The organism is Glutamicibacter endophyticus (assembly GCF_048457885.1).
GTDB classification, from domain to species: domain Bacteria; phylum Actinomycetota; class Actinomycetes; order Actinomycetales; family Micrococcaceae; genus Glutamicibacter; species Glutamicibacter endophyticus.
The window spans coordinates 2333834-2350781 of sequence record NZ_CP174200.1 but is presented as its reverse complement, the minus strand read 5'-3'; the positions used below and the strand labels follow the sequence as shown (position 1 = coordinate 2350781).

General features: G+C 62.6%; 17 protein-coding genes. 9 read left to right on the top strand and 8 right to left on the bottom strand.

What is annotated here, in order from left to right; all coding sequences use genetic code 11:
* Positions 1-18: 18 nt before the first annotated feature.
* The gene (locus ACJD00_RS10885; RefSeq protein ID WP_418907019.1) at positions 19-789 is read right to left on the bottom strand and encodes an amino acid ABC transporter ATP-binding protein; all 771 of its coding nucleotides are present in this window, start codon (positions 787-789) and stop codon (positions 19-21) included.
* A gap of 134 nt (positions 790-923) precedes the next feature.
* Between ACJD00_RS10885 and ACJD00_RS10880 the strand changes: the two genes are divergently transcribed.
* The 3 genes from ACJD00_RS10880 (at position 924) to ACJD00_RS10870 (ending at position 2351) form a co-directional block, all read left to right on the top strand.
* Entirely contained in the window at positions 924-1706 is a 783-nt protein-coding gene (locus ACJD00_RS10880) for a TIGR00730 family Rossman fold protein (protein ID WP_418907018.1), read from the top strand.
* A gap of 3 nt (positions 1707-1709) precedes the next feature.
* The gene (locus ACJD00_RS10875) at positions 1710-2057 is read left to right on the top strand and encodes a DivIVA domain-containing protein (protein ID WP_418907017.1); all 348 of its coding nucleotides are present in this window, start codon (positions 1710-1712) and stop codon (positions 2055-2057) included.
* Between the two features lie 126 nt (positions 2058-2183).
* On the top strand, positions 2184-2351 hold the full coding sequence (locus ACJD00_RS10870) for a DUF3117 domain-containing protein (protein ID WP_309406405.1): 168 nt from the start codon (positions 2184-2186) through the stop codon (positions 2349-2351).
* 53 nt (positions 2352-2404) lie between these two features.
* Here ACJD00_RS10870 and ACJD00_RS10865 read toward each other — a convergent pair whose 3' ends face one another.
* Entirely contained in the window at positions 2405-3052 is a 648-nt protein-coding gene (locus ACJD00_RS10865; protein ID WP_309406406.1) for an O-methyltransferase, read from the bottom strand.
* Between the two features lie 141 nt (positions 3053-3193).
* On the opposite strand from ACJD00_RS10865, the gene sigE reads away from it, so the two are divergent.
* The 4 genes from sigE (at position 3194) to ACJD00_RS10845 (ending at position 6945) form a co-directional block, all read left to right on the top strand.
* On the top strand, positions 3194-3811 hold the full coding sequence (gene sigE, locus ACJD00_RS10860) for an RNA polymerase sigma factor SigE (protein ID WP_309406408.1): 618 nt from the start codon (positions 3194-3196) through the stop codon (positions 3809-3811).
* A 46-nt stretch (positions 3812-3857) separates the two neighbouring features.
* Positions 3858-4259, top strand: a complete 402-nt coding sequence (locus tag ACJD00_RS10855; protein WP_309406410.1) for a sec-independent translocase — start codon at positions 3858-3860, stop codon at positions 4257-4259.
* Positions 4260-4498: 239 nt separating this feature from the next.
* The gene (locus ACJD00_RS10850; protein WP_418907016.1) at positions 4499-6472 is read left to right on the top strand and encodes an HNH endonuclease signature motif containing protein; all 1974 of its coding nucleotides are present in this window, start codon (positions 4499-4501) and stop codon (positions 6470-6472) included.
* A 263-nt stretch (positions 6473-6735) separates the two neighbouring features.
* The gene (locus tag ACJD00_RS10845; protein ID WP_418907015.1) at positions 6736-6945 is read left to right on the top strand and encodes a hypothetical protein; all 210 of its coding nucleotides are present in this window, start codon (positions 6736-6738) and stop codon (positions 6943-6945) included.
* Between the two features lie 921 nt (positions 6946-7866).
* Here the strand turns inward: ACJD00_RS10845 and ACJD00_RS10840 are convergent.
* The 3 genes from ACJD00_RS10840 to ACJD00_RS10830 all read right to left on the bottom strand — a co-directional run bounded on the left by ACJD00_RS10840 (position 7867) and on the right by ACJD00_RS10830 (position 10898).
* Positions 7867-8970 carry an Mrp/NBP35 family ATP-binding protein gene (locus ACJD00_RS10840; protein WP_418907014.1) on the bottom strand — a complete coding sequence of 368 codons (1104 nt, stop codon included), beginning with the start codon at positions 8968-8970 and terminating at the stop codon, positions 7867-7869.
* Positions 8970-9581, bottom strand: a complete 612-nt coding sequence (locus ACJD00_RS10835) for a DUF1003 domain-containing protein (RefSeq protein ID WP_309406417.1) — start codon at positions 9579-9581, stop codon at positions 8970-8972. The genes ACJD00_RS10840 and ACJD00_RS10835 overlap by 1 nt, the downstream gene beginning before the upstream one ends.
* Positions 9582-9647: 66 nt before the next feature.
* Positions 9648-10898: a magnesium transporter MgtE N-terminal domain-containing protein gene (locus ACJD00_RS10830; RefSeq protein ID WP_309406418.1), complete on the bottom strand. Its 1251-nt coding sequence runs from the start codon at positions 10896-10898 to the stop codon at positions 9648-9650.
* Between the two features lie 112 nt (positions 10899-11010).
* Here ACJD00_RS10830 and ACJD00_RS10825 point away from each other — a divergent pair, with 112 nt between their 5' ends.
* The gene (locus ACJD00_RS10825; protein ID WP_418907013.1) at positions 11011-11892 is read left to right on the top strand and encodes a general stress protein; all 882 of its coding nucleotides are present in this window, start codon (positions 11011-11013) and stop codon (positions 11890-11892) included.
* A gap of 79 nt (positions 11893-11971) precedes the next feature.
* Here the strand turns inward: ACJD00_RS10825 and ACJD00_RS10820 are convergent, their stop codons facing one another.
* Positions 11972-13519: an aminopeptidase P family protein gene (locus ACJD00_RS10820; protein WP_418907012.1), complete on the bottom strand. Its 1548-nt coding sequence runs from the start codon at positions 13517-13519 to the stop codon at positions 11972-11974.
* A gap of 66 nt (positions 13520-13585) precedes the next feature.
* On the opposite strand from ACJD00_RS10820, the gene ACJD00_RS10815 reads away from it, so the two are divergent.
* Positions 13586-14431: a PHP domain-containing protein gene (locus tag ACJD00_RS10815; RefSeq protein ID WP_418907011.1), complete on the top strand. Its 846-nt coding sequence runs from the start codon at positions 13586-13588 to the stop codon at positions 14429-14431.
* Here the strand turns inward: ACJD00_RS10815 and ACJD00_RS10810 are convergent.
* The gene (locus ACJD00_RS10810) at positions 14428-15315 is read right to left on the bottom strand and encodes a site-specific DNA-methyltransferase (RefSeq protein WP_309406424.1); all 888 of its coding nucleotides are present in this window, start codon (positions 15313-15315) and stop codon (positions 14428-14430) included. The two genes, ACJD00_RS10815 and ACJD00_RS10810, sit on opposite strands and share 4 nt — an antisense overlap.
* A gap of 7 nt (positions 15316-15322) precedes the next feature.
* Complete coding sequence (locus ACJD00_RS10805) at positions 15323-16873, bottom strand: DEAD/DEAH box helicase (RefSeq protein ID WP_309406425.1); 1551 nt, start codon at positions 16871-16873, stop codon at positions 15323-15325.
* Positions 16874-16948 lie beyond the last annotated feature (75 nt).

Here is a 16948-nt window from a genome sequence, read left to right as displayed (position 1 = left end):
AAGGTGTGTCGTGGGTGATTAGTGGGTGATGAGCTTGCCGAGGAAGTCCTTGGCACGATCGCTCTGCGGGTTGGTGAAGAAGTCTTCGGGACTGGACTGCTCGACGATCTGACCGTCGGCCATGAAGATCACGCGGTCGGCGGCCTTGCGCGCGAAGCCCATCTCGTGGGTCACCACTAGCATCGTCATTCCCTCGTGGGCCAGCCCCACCATGGTGTCCAGCACCTCGTTGATCATTTCCGGATCCAGCGCACTGGTGGGCTCGTCGAAGAGCATCACCTTGGGCTTCATGGCCAGGGCGCGGGCAATAGCCACACGCTGTTGCTGACCACCGGAGAGCTGGGCCGGTAGCTTGTGGGACTGGTTGGCCACCCCCACGCGCTCCAGCAACGACATGGCCAATTTGTCGGCCTCGGACTTCTTCATCCCCTTGACCTTGATCGGGCCCAGGGTGACGTTCTCCAGGATCGTCTTATGTGCGAAGAGGTTAAAGGACTGGAAGACCATGCCAACGTCGGCCCGCAGATTGGCTAGGGCCTTGCCTTCCTCGGGTAACTTCTTGCCGTCGATCGCAATGCTGCCCTCATCGATCGTTTCCAGACGATTGATGGTGCGACAGAGCGTAGACTTTCCCGATCCCGAGGGGCCGAGGATGACAACTACTTCACCCTTGGAGACCTCGAGATTGATGTTCTGCAATACGTGTAGGTCGCCATAGTGCTTGTTGACCCCAGACAGCTCGACAATTGGGCCAGCATGCGACGCCGATGCCTCTTGTTCGCTTTTCATGAGTATGACGATAGCCGATGTGACGAAGCTTACGCGAGATCTTCGCAAGTGAACTGCAACTGTTATCGAATATTTGCCTGTTCGTGTTCCGCCCAATGCGTGGATTGAAAAGGCCCACGGGATACAGTGAAGACATGGTTCATCAGCAACAGAGCGAAGAGAACGCCTCCGGCGCACAGCGGCAGTCCGCGCCTTCGGAGCCCTCGGGGAAAAAGCCCACCGAGCAGCTCGACCACTACCTGCTGAAAGGTCCGCAGGGCGACGTTACCCACAACGACGTCTGGCGGGTACTGCGGATCCAAAGCGAGTTCGTTTCCGGCTTCGGCACCCTAGCCGGCCTTGGACCTGCGGTGGCCGTCTTCGGTTCGGCCCGCACCAGCCCGGAGAGCAAGTATTACGCGTGGGCGCAACGCGTCGGACAACGGTTGGCCGAGGCCGGATTGATCACCATCACCGGTGGTGGCCCCGGGGCCATGGAGGCGGCGAACCGTGGAGCCTCCAACGCGGAGGGCACCTCCGTCGGGCTCGGTATCGAATTGCCCTTTGAAACCGGGCAAAACCCCTGGGTCAACAAGAGCATTGACTTCCGCTACTTCTTCGTGCGTAAAACCATGTTCGTCAAGTACTCGCAGGGCTTCATCGTGCTGCCCGGCGGCTACGGCACCCTGGACGAGCTCTTTGAGGCCATGACCCTGGTGCAGACGCAGAAGATCACCAGCTTCCCGATCGTTCTGCTGGGCACCGACTACTGGGGTGGCCTGGTGGACTGGTTGCGTAACACCGTGGCCGAGGAACGCGCCATCTCCGCCGCGGATCTGGAACTGTTCCAGCTCACCGACGACCCGGATGAGGCCGTGGATCTCGTGCTGCGCACCATGCGCCGCGACGGAACCGACGACGGCGCGACCTGGGAGTAACGCATGCCTTTCCTTCTGGTAGCTCTGGCCGTCGTACTCATCGGTGCGTTGTTCTTCCTCGTCTCGATGCAACGTTCCAGCGCGGCAGGTAAGGGGCGTCGGTTCGCGGCCGTCCAGGAGCCAATCGTCGGACTCGTCGAGCCCGAACCTTCGCTGCCACCGGTGCTACTTCCCGAACATCCGCGGGCGGCCGATGTCGACGCGGTGCGTTTCTCGCTGGGGTTACGTGGCTACCGCTGCGATCAGGTTGATGACACCCTGGACGTGCTTTCGGCGGAAATTACCCGGCTGGAAAACGAAATTCGTGACCTTAAGGCACGGCGTGTGATTAGCGACACGAGCGAAAATTAGCGATAATAAACATAAGTACCCGTTGATCTGGAATGAAATCGTCGTGATCAATGGGCAAGGCATTCGGTTGTGCGCAAAGCAAACACATGTTGCGCGTGTTAGCCACGGACGAAGGGAACAGCTTACATGGCTGCGATGAAGCCACGCACCGGTGACGGACCGATGGAGGTAACCAAGGAAGGTCGTAGCTTGATTCTGCGCCTTCCCATTGATGGCGGTGGGCGCTTGGTAGTCGAGCTCAACGACGCCGAGGCAGCTGAGCTGCGTAACTGCTTGATGGGCGTTACCGAATAACGCCTTGCGCGAATAAAGGGCCGGCCGTGCGGCTGGCCCTTTGGCATGCCTGCTTAGCGTGCGAAGGCGCTGGCGACGAAGAGTCCCTGTTCGCTGGGGAATAGGTGGGCGCGAAGTTTCGGGTCCTCGCGTAGCAAACGCATGGCATCGCGCATAGCCACCGTCGATTCGCGGCGAACCGCTGGTTTGGCAACCCGGTGCTCGTCGTAGGCGTTATTGATGACGATCACGCCGCGTGGCCCGATCAGACGTTTGGCTTCGACGACCAGATCCAGCAACTCCGCGGAACCGGTATCGAGCAGCACGAGATCGTAGGCGTGATCGGCCAGACGCCCCAGCACATTCTCGGCGCGCTCGGTGATCACTCGGGCGCGAGCGGCCAGCAAACCGGCGTCGCGCAGACCTTCGCGGAGCGCAGTGGCCCGTTCACGGTCCGGCTCAATCGCCGTCAGCGTGCCCAGTTCGCCCAAAGACCTCAAAATACTGATGGCCGCGACGCCGACGCCGGCACCAATATCCACCACGTTCTGCGGCTCGCGCAGGGCGCACAACAACTCGAGCATGGCGCGGCCGCCGGGATCGATGCAGCTGACTCCGAGGTCCTGGGCGCGCTGGCGGGCCCGAAGGATGGTTTCATCCTCGGGGGCCTGATTTTGGCTGTAGCTCCAGCTTGCCAGCAGCTCGGGATTCATCGAGGGCATAGGTACGTGGTCCTTGGAAATGGGGAAGTTGCGACTAGCACCATGTTACCTATCCGAGTCCACCGCGCCGGGCTTGAACTGCGGGGAGCCACGCAGTTCATTCTTAGCCTCAGCTCAGCTTTACCACCCACAATCGTTAATGTGAATACTTTCTCGACCGCAACCGCCTCGCACCCTATGGTGTCGAATTCGTCGATCCCTACGTGGGATGAAATGGTCCACGACCACGGCGATCAGGTGTTTCGTTTGGCGTACCGGCTCACCGGTAACCGCCAAGACGCGGAGGATCTCTCACAGGAAGCCTTCGTTCGGGCCTTCAACGCGCTCGATAAGTACGTGCCCGGGACGATGGCCGGATGGTTGCACCGAATTACCACTAACCTCTTCCTTGATCAGGCACGGCGCAAGTCCAAGATCCGTTTCGACCGGTTCGCCGAGGGCGCCGAAGACCGCCTGCCCAGCAACCAAGTCACACCCGAGCGGGGTTTCGAGTTCAACAATCTCGACGTCGACGTGCAAGAAGCGTTGCGTTCCCTCTCGCCCGACTTCCGTGCCGCCGTGGTGCTTTCGGACCTCGAAGGCTTTTCCTACGAGGAAGTCTCACAGATCCTGAACGTGAAGCTGGGCACGGTCCGCTCACGCATTCACCGCGGCCGTGCCATGTTGCGCGACGCCTTGGCCCACCGAAACCCGGCCAACCGGGCACCATTGACGGTCTCGCTGCCGCGCATCTCGCGCAAGTTGCGGCCGTCGGCCTAGCCTGCCGCATGGCATGAGGACGCGGCGAGAGGGTAATCTGTAGGACGTGGAGTTTCTTGGGATTAACGGTGGCGAGTTTCTGGTACTCGCCATCCTCGCTGTGGTGGTTTTGGGGCCTGAGAAGCTACCGGACTATGCCAAAAAGCTCGCCAACTTGGTCAAGGAGTTGCGCCGGATGGCCAACGGGGCCAAGGAGCAGCTTCGTGAAGAGGTCGGCGACGAAGTGGCCGACCTGGACTGGCGTAAGCTCGATCCGCGGCAATATGACCCGCGCCGGATCATCAAAGATGCGTTGCTCGACGATTTCGACGATGCCGTAGCAGCCGCCAAGCAGGAGCCAATTGCCTCGCGCCCCGAAACACCGCAGCGTAAGAGCGCGATCGCGGTTGATGAGCGCGCGCTTCTGGCAGCCGGGGAACCGGCGCCCTTCGATACCGAGGCGACCTAGTAACCACCTCGGAGCTGACCTTGGTTCGAATCGTCGGTGTGACCATCTCCGACATGCCATTTTCCGTGTTCTAGGCCGTCGGTATCGGCGCGATGGACCTGCACTGCGCCGCTTTTTCGCCGCGCGCGACGTGCCCTCATCGTCCGTGCCGGTGGACCCGCGCCATCTCAGATCACGTTTATCCACATCACGTGCGCCCTGCGTAGAACTCTCACCCCGGTCGGGGAGAGACTGGGCTCATGCAGATCACCGACCTCACTCGGGCACTCAACGACCGGAGCACTACAGGGAACCGTCGCACCGCGGCGGCGCATCTGCATGCCCTGACTCTGATCACCACCTACCTGAGCGAACTACCCGCGTTGCTGGCGCAGGATAACGATCCGCGGATCGCGGCCCTGGCCGCCCGCTACACCGAGCAAATCTCCCGGCAACTGCTACGCAACCAATTGCACGCCGCACACCGGGCCGAAGCCACCGCAGCCCACGCGCTGCCTAGCCTGGTGTTGGACGCGCTGGCCGACCCGGATCTGGACCTGACGGTCTTCGAGAACCTGAACGCGCTCGATGAGCCGGACGACGTGGACGGCCGGGACGGACCGGGTACGCAGGCTGTACCGGCGAAAGCATCGGACGTCCTGGACAACCAACACGCACAGGAAGCCCCGGATGGATGCCCGGGCACCTCGATTCTGACCGGGCCGTGCACCTTGACTCCGGGCCGCCCCACCTACCGAGACACCACCAGCTTTCTCAGCAACTGGCTCCATCTGGACTATTTCACTGCCCAAGCTAGGATTCAGGATGCCCACCGACTCATCGCGTTACCTACCACCACGACCGAGGTTCCCGGTGTCCCGCTCTTCGGCCAACTCGCCGAACAATTCGCCTCAGGTACCGACCCGCACGCCGTTCTCACTGCGGCCCGGCGCCTAGAGAAAATCACGCACTCCGATTCGACCACCGGGGCCGGTGTCCTCGACTCGCCCTTCGCCGCGACCACCGGTAGCACCACCGACCTTGATGGTGCTGCTGATGACCCGGTCGCGTTGGAAGAACACACCGCCCGGCTTCTGGAAGAACCCGACCCACGTACCCGCGATGATCAACTTAAGAAGTTCTTCACCCACACCACCGCAGCCCGCACCGTCAGTGACCCGCACGCAAGTACAGGCCTGTTCCGGCGGGGTACGAAGAACGGGGTCACCACCTACGTGTTCAAAGCCGATGGCGAGGATAGCGAGTATCTGGAGTCGGCGCTGGGTCAGATCGATCATCTACGTACCGACGCGCATGCCGCGGCGGTGCAGGGCGCGAAAAGTAGCTCAGCCCACGCCTATCAAACCACTGGTGGTGGGTCGGGAGAGCATCCGGACTTCCTGACCGATGAGGAAGCGGAGACCGCTCGGGCCGATGATCTGGGATTGCCAGAGCCCACGATGGCGCAACGCCGGTTGGCCGGGCTGCTGAACCTGTTACGTGCCCAGAGCACCTCGAACGGTTTGGGACCGATCCCCGCCACCGTTCCCGAGTCCGGACCCGTAGCTGAGGTTGACGTTGAGCGCGACAGTGACTGCGACACCTATACCGATAGCAACGGATCTGCGGGCGGCACAGGTAGTGCCGAGGGCACCATCGCCACGGGTGGTGGTATTCAGAAACCTCAAGGCCTGTTCCGACCCACCGTGATCGTGCACATCCCCTTCAGTGAAATGCTTCGTCTTGCCGACCGGCACGCATTGGATCTCGCCCAAGCCGAAACCGCCGGTGCCGGGGCGGTGCCGAGGGTTGGTGGCATTACCGCCCACGGTCTCGCAATCGACCCAGGCACCCTGCGACGGATGCTGTGCGAAGCGAACATCATCCCGATGGTCCTTGGTGGGGAGAGCGAAGTACTTGATGTGGGGCGTTCGCAACGGTACTTCCCGCCTGCGATGAAACGCGCAATCCTCGCCCGTGATCGAGGCTGCATCGTGCCCGGATGCACGGTCCCCGCCGAACTATGCGAGGTGGATCATGTGGATCCGTGGGAGAACGGCGGCCCGACCAACGTGGCTAACGCTGCCACGTTGAGCAAGGGGCACCACATGGATAAGCACGCCGGGCTGTTCGAGATCGTCGTCAAGGACGGGGTGCCCTGGGTGAGACTGCCGAAGCATATAGATCCGGAGCAACGATTGCGGCGTAACACGATCCATCTCAAACCCCGATAGCGGGGCGGACCGTTTGTCTTGCCACTGTCGTTGCAGAGATTGCAGGGAGTGCCCACGCGACATCCACGACACATCGAGTCGTTAAACGATTCGGTAGCCTGAAACATACGATGTAAGTACCGGTGCGCGCCTGAAACGCCTCAACGAGAAGCGCCGGAATATAGGCAGCTACCCGAATTGCCGTCGGTAGCGCTACGGCGAAATTACTCGGCGTGGATTCTATCTGGGGCACTTGCTTCAGCTAGCCGAAAGCCTAGAGGAGAATGATGAAGAATAAGAACTTGAACGGTGTTCCTGTCATGCTCATACTTTTGGTGCTGGTGGCAGTGGTGCTTTACCTGACAGCGGTTCCGGAACAGCCGGTGTGGTGGATCGTCGTTGCCGGCATCGCAGTGGTTGGATGCGCCTGGGGTGCCGTCGCGGACAGCATCGCGAAGTCCAAAGAGCTTCGGCGAACTCAAGCTCCCCGCTAGGTTGAAATTGCGTTAGGGGATTTGCTCTGCATCAGTATGGAATCAGGGCAAATCTCCTGTTTCACGCCTTGCACCATAGCCAATCGAGCATTTGACGGAGAATAGCCGGCGACCGCTCTCCGGCACGGCGCCGTTCCGGCCGGACCGGAGGCCCGGTCAGGGCCCGAGTCCGGTGAATGACTACCGGAGCTGGATGCCGTCATGAGGCCGCGCTTTGCATCATTCGATGCCTGAATACGTGACGGGAACGAATCGGTTCATGTGGCTCGAGCTTGGTTCATGGGGGCCAATCACTGGCTGGAGGACGATACACCGATCGACGCAAGCTGTCAGAATCGGCCTGGGCCTAGATCCTCACGTGTATGGGCTCCACTGTTTGCCCGGCTACTGGTATTACTCTGGTTCGGGGACGACGACCGGATATTGCCTTGCTAAATAGGAGTACGCGCCGCTGAACCTACAATCTGGCGCAGCTCGTTGATCAAGACATGATGGATGCCGGTCGACGATCTACCCATTCGGACCTGATCGGCGACATGAGGACTTTGGCACAAGTGGTTGCCGAGCAGACGACGCCCTGTGAATTGCTTGACGGCACGACTCCGGTTGGTTGGTCTAGCCTTCAAAGTTAGGCTCAGGAAGCGCCGGAGCGCCGATGCGTTGCACTGTGGCCATCGCAGATCCAGACGGTAAACGACATGGGATCGATGGCGAGCAGCATGCGCGTGCCTGGTAATGAGATCGCGCAGAAGGTTCACGGGATCCAGATCTTTTGTCCAGTTCGCCGTGATCCGACGTCGGGCAGCAGCCCCGCGCGACGTATGCTCGGCGGTTCAGCCGGGAGCAGCCGTCGAAATTCGATTCACGACTGCCCGGGGTACCTAACAAATTTGGTTCCGTACGCCCACGGAACGTGTGCGGCTAGAAGCTTATGGGTAGGGACTTGCCGACAAGACCGCGTGGACGCTGGGACAGTGAAGCCGCCAGAGCTACAAGCTCCTGGGCGACCGGACTATCCGGGTTCTGCAGGACGACGGGTACACCTTGGTCCGACCCTTCACGCAGTGATTGCTCCAAGGGCAGGGTGGCCATCAGCGGTACCGGATAGCCCAGCTGGTCCGTCAGCGAGTCGCTGAGGGCTTGACCGCCGCCGGAGCCAAAGACCTCCATTGGGGTGCCGTCGGGCAACAGCAGATAGCTCATGTTTTCCACCACGCCAATCACCTTCTGCTTGGTTTGCAGGGCGATGGTGCCAGCGCGTTCGGCGACCTGGGTCGCGGTGGACTGTGGCGTGGTGATGACCAAGAGTTCGCTATTGGGCAATAGCTGCGCCACCGAGATGGCCATGTCGCCGGTGCCCGGTGGGAGGTCCAGAAGCAACACATCGAGGTCGCCGAAGTACACGTCGGACAGGAACTGTTCCAGGGCGCGATGCAGCATCGGGCCACGCCAGATGACCGGCGCATTGTCCTCGAGGAACATGCCAATGGAGATGACTTTCACCCCGTGGGCTACCGGGGGAAGAATCATGTCATCGACACGGGTGGGATTCTGCGAAATACCCATCAGCGAAGGAATGGAGAACCCATGCACGTCCGCGTCGATCAGCCCGACCTTCAGGCCCGCGCTGGCCATGGCCGTGGCCAGGTTCGCGGTGACCGATGACTTGCCGACGCCGCCCTTGCCGCTGGCCACGGCGATAACGCGCGTGAGCGAGGAAGGATCGGAGAATGGGGTGCGCCGCGAGGCTAGCGAACTGCGCAACTCCGCGCGCTGCTCGGGTGACATGACCCCGAGTTCTACTTCGGCGCGTTCGACCCCGGGCACGGTGCACAAGGCCTCGGCCACATCCTGCTCAATACGGGAGCGCATAGGGCAGGCCTCAATGGTGAGCAAGATGCGTGCACGGGCTACCCCGTGGTCGCAGCTCACCGACTCAACCATCTTCAGTTCGGTGATCGGGCGGCGCAGCTCCGGGTCGGTGACGGCAGAGAGCGCCTGGAGCAGTTCGTTGTCTTGTGGCACTACTTTTGGCTCTTCGGGTTTTTGCGGTTCGGGTTCTTGGAGGGGTCGACCTGTTCAATCAGGCCGGTCGTGGGGTTGGACTTTGACTTCCGCTTGGCGCGCAGGTGCAGCTCTTCGCCGTCGGTGGTTTCGAGCAGCTCTTCGAGGACATTGCGCAGTTCGGAACGCACGTAGTCACGGGTGGCGACGTCGCGCATTGCCAGGCGTAGGCTGGCAAGCTCGCGCGTGAGGTACTCCGTGTCGTAGAGGTTTCGTTCGGCCCGAGCACGGTCCTCGGTGAGCGAGACACGGTCACGGTCGTCTTGTCGGTTCTGCGCCAGCAGCAACAGTGGAGCCGCGTAGGAGGCCTGAAGCGAGAGCATCAGGGTCAGCGCGGTGAATCCCAGTGCGGCGGAGTCGAAACGCCATTCGGCTGGCGCCCAGGTGTTCCACCCTAGCCAGACGAGACAGAAAATCGTCATGTAGAAGAGGAACGCCGGGGTGCCCATGAAGCGGGCGAACTTCTCCGTCGCCGAGCCAAAACGGTCGGGGTCCGGGTTGAACTTAGGCCAGAAGCGACTTCGTGCAGCGAGGGGAGTATCAAGTCCGCCAGTCTTGCGTGGTTCGGCCATTAGCAGAACTCCTTTGCTGCGTGAAATGTACGGTGCGGGGTGCCCGGTGGCTATCGGGTTTCTTGCCTAGTCCTGTGAGCGCCAGTCGTCGGGCAGTAGATGGTCGAGCACGTCGTCGACGGTAATCGCTCCAACGAGCCGACCCTCTTTGTTCACCACCCCGACCGAGGTCAGGTTGTAGGTGGCGAGGTGGCGGACGACTTCGGAAATATCGGCCAGATCGGAGACCGGCTCAAGCTCCTTGTCTAGGATATCGCCGACCGGTTCCGGGGGAGCGGTCCGCAAGAGTGCCTGAATGTGAACTTGGCCCACATACCGTCCCGTGGGAGTCTCCAAGGGCGGACGCACCACGTACACGGTCGAGGCCAGCGCGGGGCTTAGTTCCTCCTGGCGAACCGCGGCCAGGGCCTCGGCGACGGTGGACTCCGGGGTCAGGATGACCGGAACCGGGGTCATCACCGAACCGGCGGTACCCTCCGGGTAAGCGAGAAGACGACGCACGTCTTCGGCTTCCTCGTCGTTCATCAGCTCAAGCAACTGGTGCTTGGTGTCTTCCTCGACTTCGGCGAGCAGGTCGGCCGCGTCGTCCGGGTCCATTTCCTCCAACACGTCCGCGGCGCGTTCGAGCCCGAGCGCGGAGAGGATTTCGACCTGTTCGCGGTCGGGCAGCTCCTGCAGCACGTCGGCGAGGCGGTCATCTTGCAGATGGGCGGCGATTTCCAGACGGCGCTTGCCACTCATCTCGTGGAGCGCGTCGGCGAAGTCAGCCGGTTTCATCTCATCGTGAGTGGCCACGAAGTTATCCGCCGCCTGAGGTTCGCTTTCCGCTCCGTGGCGCACCTCATCCCAGGTGACCAAGACCGAATTGCGTTTCCGGGAACGCAGCCCCAACAGCGAGCCGCCCGATTCGATACGTTGGACGAAGTACTCGTGGATTTCCCAGTCCCCGCGGCGGTTCTGGATCAAGCCGATGTCCTCGACGACGCCCCGGCCGGAACCGTCGACGAAATAGACCTTGCGGTCGAAGATCTCGCCCACGACCAGCATTTCCTGACCGCGTTGCTGAAAACGGCGCATATTCATCAGGCCCGAGCAGATGACCTGATTGGACTCCATGGACTGGATACGTGTCATGGGCACGAAGACGCGGCGCTTGCCGGGGACCTCGACCACGACGCCGACACAGGCAGGGGCACGGTTGGGGCCGCGAGAGACCACGACCACATCGCGCAGGCGGCCCAGACGGTCACCCAGCGGGTCGAATACGTCTAGGCCGAGCAACCTCGCGACAAAGACTTTAGATACTTGCGCACTCACCCTTCCTACCCTAGCGCGGGCCGTGCCCCGGTGCGGGTATCGCATTACGTCCTAAGCGATCGAGCTTTCATATGCTGGGCAGACACACAGCAATTACGTGCACAATAGTGATATGACCTCTCCACAAGGAATGAACACGATCAGTCCCAACGGCCTGCCACGCGGCGAGCTGCTGGGGCGTTACACCAGCTATTTGGATGCCCAGAAGCTGGTGGACTACCTCGCGGATAACGACTTTCCGGTGGCGGCCGTGACGATTGTGGGCAACGATGTGCGCACGGTCGAGCGGGTCACCGCGAAGCTCTCGTACCCGAAGGTTGCCTTGGCTGGCGCGGCACAGGGCGCCATGATGGGCCTGTTCGTCGGCTTGCTGCTCTCCTTGTTCTCGGGGGCCGGCAACGGTCTCTACCAGGTGCTCTCCGCCATCGGTTTGGGTATGGCGATCTGGATGATCGCCGGAGTGGTCAGCTACTCGACCCGCCGCGGAAAGCGCGACTTTGCCTCCTCGAGCCAGTTCGTGGCGACGAGCTTCGATGTGGTCGTCGACTTCGAACATGCACAGGCCGCCCGTACGCTGGCCGCTCAGCTACCGATGCGCGGACAACAAGCGCCGGTCCAGCCGCAGGCGCAGGCACCGGCCCCTCCGCAGGCCCCATTCCAGCAGCAGCCTCCGGCACAGGCTCCAGCGCAGCCCGCCGCACCGGCACAGGGTACGCCGGCGGCCGAGGCGCCGCGTGAGGCCAGTGGCCAGTTCCCGGACCTGCCCGATGGACGCCCGCGCTATGGCGTGCGCGTGTCCGAGCCGAAGGCACCGACGAACAGCCCCGCCCCGGCGCCGGAGCAGCCACAGACACCGGCCGCGCCGTCCCCGGCTCAGCAGGCACCCTCACCGGAGGCCGACGAAGAGCCACGGGTGACCGCAAAGCCCCCGGTATCCGCCCCGGAGGACGACGCCGAGCAGTCGCAGTCCGAACGCAAGGATGAGGGCGTCTAGACCTCGCGCAGAGATCTACATACATCAGGCTCCGAACCCTCAAGGGTTCGGAGCCTGATGTATGTGTGGGGCGTGGGGATTAGCCGCGGAGCTTAGCCATCCATGCCTCTACCTCGTCCGGGGTGCGCGGCAACGCTGCGGAAAGGTTGACCGCGCCGTCGGCGGTTACCAGGATGTCATCCTCGATGCGCACACCAATGCCGCGGTACTCCTCGGGGATCGCCAGATCCTCCTTCTTGAAGTACAGGCCGGGCTCGATGGTGAAGACCATGCCCTCTTGCAGTTCGGCGTCGAGGTACAGCTCGGCGCGAGCCTGCGCGCAGTCGTGGACATCCAGGCCCAGGTGGTGGCTGGTGCCATGCGGCATCCACCGACGGTGATGCTGGCCCTCGGGGGAGAGCGCTTCCTCCAGGGACACTGGCAACAGACCCCAGTCGTTCAGACGCTCGGCCAGAACCGTGGTGGCGATGGTGTGCAGGTCACGGAATTTCAGACCCGGCTTCACCGCGGCGAAGGTGGCGTCGGCAGCGTCAAGCACCGCCTGGTAGACCTTGCGCTGCACCTCGGTGTAACGACCGCTGACCGGAAGCGAACGGGTGATATCGGCGGTGTACAGCGAGTCAGCTTCGACGCCGGCGTCGAGCAACAGCACCTCGCCTTCGTTCACGGTGCCGTTATTGCGGATCCAGTGCAGGATCGTTGCGTTATTGCCGCTGGCCGCGATGGTGTCGTAGCCCAGCTCGTTACCCTCGGCGCGGGCCCGGGCGAAGAAGGTCCCCTCCACAATGCGCTCACCGCGCTCGTGGGCGATGGCCTTGTCGAGGTTGCGCACCACATCTTCGAAGCCGTTGATGGTGGCGTTGACCGACTTGCGTAGCTCGGCGATCTCGTATTCGTCCTTGATGACGCGCAACTCGGAGAGGGATTCTGCGAGCTCGCCATCCAGCGCGTCGCTGGCCTCAAGATCCTGACCGGTGTTGATGCGCGAGGTGTCCACCAACGCTTCCACGTTCAGGTCGACCTCGCGGAGCAGGCGAATGCGGATGCCGCCCAGGGCCTGCGGCCCGGCGTTCTTCGTGATGGCCAGTTCCAGCTGCTCCAGTCCCTCGGTGGGTAGCCCGGTGCGGGCCGAGAGGCTGCTGAGGGTCGGGCGTGGGCCGATCCAGAATTCACCGGAACGCGAGTTCAGGTAGAACTCCGAGGAGTCACGCCCGGCCATCGGAGCGAAGTACAAGGTGGCGGCGTGGTTTGAGCCCTGATCGCCGGCGCCCTCGTCGGTCGGTTCGAGGATCAGTACCGCGTCCGGTTCGTGGTCGACGCCCAGCCCGGTCAGGTGGGCGAATGCCGAATGCGGACGGAATCGGTAATCGGTGTCATTTGAACGGACCTTCAACGGACCGGCCGGGATGACCAGGCGTTCGCCCGGGAACTTCGCCGACAGCGCGGCCCGGCGTGCCGCGGCGTATGGTGCGGCCGGATCGGCGGCCGGCAGTTCGGAGGTATCGGTGGCCCAGTGCGAGCCCATGAATTCCTGGAAAGCTCGCGAAGTGGGTCGTTGCGAGCGGTTGTTCACCCGGTCTTCGAGGGGCTGGTCGTTCCCCGAAACGGTGCTTGGTTCGTTAGTCATGGCACCATACTGTCACTGCCGAGTGGATAGGGGCAAAGTGTCAGCGCGCGGGATACCCTAGGAACTATGCGAATAGACCTGCACGCGCACTCAAACGTTTCCGACGGGACCGAAACCCCCGGTGACCTGATCCGCGCGGCACAGGCGGCGGGGTTGGATGTGGTGGCACTGACCGATCATGATCAGACCACCGGATGGGATGAGGCCCGCCAGGTGGCTGCCGAATGCGGTATTGGATTCGTGCCGGGCATGGAGATCACCTGCCAGGACACCACCGGCATCAGCGTGCACCTGTTGTGCTATCTCCAGGACCCCGAGTACCAGCCCTTGCTCGACGAGTTGGCGGAGTCCCGCGGCTCGCGTGTGGTGCGCGCTCGGCGAATCGTCGATCTACTGGCCGAAGACTTCCCAATTAACTGGGATCTGGTCAATGAGCACTGCCAGCCCGGCGCCACGGTGGGGCGCCCGCATATCGCCGACGCCCTGGTCAGTGCCGGGGTGGTCGAAGACCGCAACGAGGCCTTCGCGCATGTGCTTTCGACGCGCTCCAAATACTATGTTTCGCACCCGTCGATTGACCCGCGCGATGCGGTACGGCTGGTGCGTGAGGCCGGGGGAGTCTCCGTGTTCGCTCACCCCATGGCTTCCTCCCGCGGACGAGTGGTACCCGAATCAACCTTCCACGACATGATCGATGCCGGGTTACACGGTCTCGAAATTGACCATCGCGATAATTCGGCCGAAGGCAAGGTCTTCCTGCGTGCGCTGGCCGCCGAGCACGACCTGATCGTCACCGGGGCCTCGGACTATCACGGGACCGGAAAGCTCAACCGGCTCGGTGAGAATCTCACCGAGCCGGAAATGCTCGAACGTATTGTGGCCACGGCCACCGGAAGCCCGGCGCTGCTCTAGGCTTCGACGGTTGCGAAGTCGGTGCCGTCCGGCAGCCGTCCGCGCATTACCTCAATGGCCTGATCGTTCTGGTCGATCAGATAGAACTTGCGATCCATGGCCGCCGCGACGGCCCCGGTGGTGCCAGAACCTGCAAAGAAGTCCAAGACCCAGTCCCCGGGGCGTGAGGAGGCCGAGATGATTCGGCGCAGGATTCCCTCGGGTTTCTGGGTGGGATAGCCGGTTTTCTCCTTGCCCGTGGGTGAGACAATGGTGTGCCACCATACATCGGTGGGGAGTTTGCCCTTGGCTCGTTTCTCCGGTGTCACCAGGCCCGGAGCCATATATGGCTCGCGATCGACCTCGGCCGAGTCGAAGTGGTATTTTTTCGGGTCCTTCACGTACACCAAGATGGTGTCGTGTTTGGATGGCCAGCGGCTTTTCGCCCGTCCACCGTAGTCATACGCCCAGATGATTTCGTTCAGGAAGCACTTGCGGCCGAAGATGTCATCGAGCAACACCTTCACGTAGTGCACCTCGCGGTAGTCCAGATGTACGTAGAGTGTTCCGGTCTCGTTCAAGAGCCGATGCGCATGCATCAACCGTGGGGCGATGAACTGGAGGTAGTCGTCGAAACTGTCCGTGTACCATCGGTTCTCGCCGAGCACCGTGTCATAGGAGCGCCCCTGAAAACCAGTGTGGGTGCCCTCATCCGAGCGAATCATCGTGCGTTCGGCACGACGCTGAGTACGACCGGTGTTAAACGGCGGATCAACGTAGATTAGCTGAAAAGATTCATCCGGCAGTGACTCGAGGACCGGAAGATTTTCCCCGTGCATGACGGTGTTGCCCTCGGCCGGCCCGTCGGGGGTCGACCGAGGGTCGCTCGTTTGTGCATCGAGCATGGGGTGCTTAGTCCTCCTGAGTACGCGTGGTGCGGCGCGTACGGCGACGCGGCCGGCGCTTGGCCGGCTGACCCTCTTCCTGCGCGGGGGAGGTCTCACGGTGCCGCTCGGCTTCGCGAGCCGGACGGTCGTGCTTGCCCTTGGAGTGGCCGTGGCGGGCACCGGACCCTTCGGAACCGGTCTGCTCGCCCTCAACGGTGCGGGTGCGGGTACGGTTGCGCGGGGTTGAGCTGCGGCGGCGCGAGGAGCGTTCGTTGCGCGGAGCCGAGGACTCTTCGCTCCGGGCCTTGGCGGCACGCGGCAGGCGTCCCTTCGTACCCTTGGGGATCGACAGATCGGCGAAGAAGTGCGGGGAGGAGGAGTAGGTCTCCACCGGTTCGGGCACGTTCAGACCCAGAGCCTTGTTAATCAGCGACCAGCGCGGCACGTCATCCCAGTCGACGAAGGTCACGGCGGTGCCGTCGTTGCCCGCACGGCCGGTGCGGCCGACACGGTGCAGGTAGGTCTTCTCGTCATCCGGGCACTGCAGGTTCACCACGTGGGTGACGTCGTCCACGTCGATGCCGCGGGCCGCCACATCGGTGGCCACCAAGATTTCAACCTTGCCCGAGCGGAAGGCCTTCAGCGATTGCTCGCGGGCTCCCTGACCCAAATCCCCGTGCAGCGCCCCGGCATTGAAGCCACGGTCGATCAATTCGTCGGTGAGCTTCGCGGCCGAGCGCTTGGTCTGGGTGAAAATGATGGTGCGGCCACGGCCCTCGGCCTGCAGCAGGCGGGCGACCATCTCGTCCTTGTCTAGGTTGTGGGCGCGGTAGACGAGCTGACGGATATTGCGCTTGGTGATCGAGTCGTCGTCCGGATCCTGGGCCCGAATATGGGTGGGGCGGGACATGTAGCGACGGGCCATGGTGATGACCGGGCCGGGCATGGTGGCGGAGAAGAGCATCGCCTGGCGTACCGGAGGTAGTGCTGAGAGGATGCGTTCCACGTCGGGCAAAAAGCCCAGATCGAGCATCTCATCGGCCTCGTCCAAGACCACGGTGCGCACCTGCTTGAGGTTCAGCACGCGCTGACGGTTCAGGTCGATCAGACGCCCCGGGGTGCCGACGACCACGTCGGTGCCGGCGGTCAGCGCGGAGGTCTGCTCTTCGTACGGACGTCCACCGTAGATGGTGGTGATGCGGATATTCGAGTGCTTGGAGGCCTTGGCCAAGTCTGCGCCGACCTGCAGGGCCAGCTCACGGGTCGGGGCGACGATCAGTGCTTGCGGGGCCCCGGGGAACTCCAGATCGGCGTAGCCGGGGTCTTCTTCGCGGATCACACGCTGCAGGGCTGGGATGCCGAAGCCCAAGGTTTTGCCGGTACCGGTCTTGGCCTGGCCGATAATGTCATTGCCGCCTAGGGCAACCGGAAGGGTCAGCGCCTGGATCGGGAAAGGGTGTTCGATGCCGGCTTCAAGCAGCGAGCCGACGATGTCTTCACGGACCTTGTAGTCGGCGAAGGTTTTTTCTTCGATGGGAGCCGCCGGGGCGGTCGTCTCGGTGGTAATCTCTGTCACGGTTCGTGAGTCTCATTTCTTTGAAGGCGCCTAGCTGCGTGGCCCGTGGGCCGACGGCTGGCGCGTTGCCAGCGG

Coding starts and splice junctions, on each gene's coding strand:
- ACJD00_RS10880 (WP_418907018.1), top strand. CDS start 924: ATGGTTCATCAGCAACAGAGCGAAGAGAACGCCTCCGGCGCACAGCGG.
- ACJD00_RS10820 (WP_418907012.1), bottom strand. CDS start 13,519: ATGACTAACGAACCAAGCACCGTTTCGGGGAACGACCAGCCCCTCGAA.
- ACJD00_RS10815 (WP_418907011.1), top strand. CDS start 13,586: ATGCGAATAGACCTGCACGCGCACTCAAACGTTTCCGACGGGACCGAA.
- ACJD00_RS10835 (WP_309406417.1), bottom strand. CDS start 9,581: ATGGCCGAACCACGCAAGACTGGCGGACTTGATACTCCCCTCGCTGCA.
- ACJD00_RS10825 (WP_418907013.1), top strand. CDS start 11,011: ATGACCTCTCCACAAGGAATGAACACGATCAGTCCCAACGGCCTGCCA.
- ACJD00_RS10850 (WP_418907016.1), top strand. CDS start 4,499: ATGCAGATCACCGACCTCACTCGGGCACTCAACGACCGGAGCACTACA.
- ACJD00_RS10810 (WP_309406424.1), bottom strand. CDS start 15,315: ATGCTCGATGCACAAACGAGCGACCCTCGGTCGACCCCCGACGGGCCG.
- ACJD00_RS10845 (WP_418907015.1), top strand. CDS start 6,736: ATGATGAAGAATAAGAACTTGAACGGTGTTCCTGTCATGCTCATACTT.
- ACJD00_RS10870 (WP_309406405.1), top strand. CDS start 2,184: ATGGCTGCGATGAAGCCACGCACCGGTGACGGACCGATGGAGGTAACC.
- ACJD00_RS10865 (WP_309406406.1), bottom strand. CDS start 3,052: ATGCCCTCGATGAATCCCGAGCTGCTGGCAAGCTGGAGCTACAGCCAA.
- ACJD00_RS10875 (WP_418907017.1), top strand. CDS start 1,710: ATGCCTTTCCTTCTGGTAGCTCTGGCCGTCGTACTCATCGGTGCGTTG.
- ACJD00_RS10885 (WP_418907019.1), bottom strand. CDS start 789: ATGAAAAGCGAACAAGAGGCATCGGCGTCGCATGCTGGCCCAATTGTC.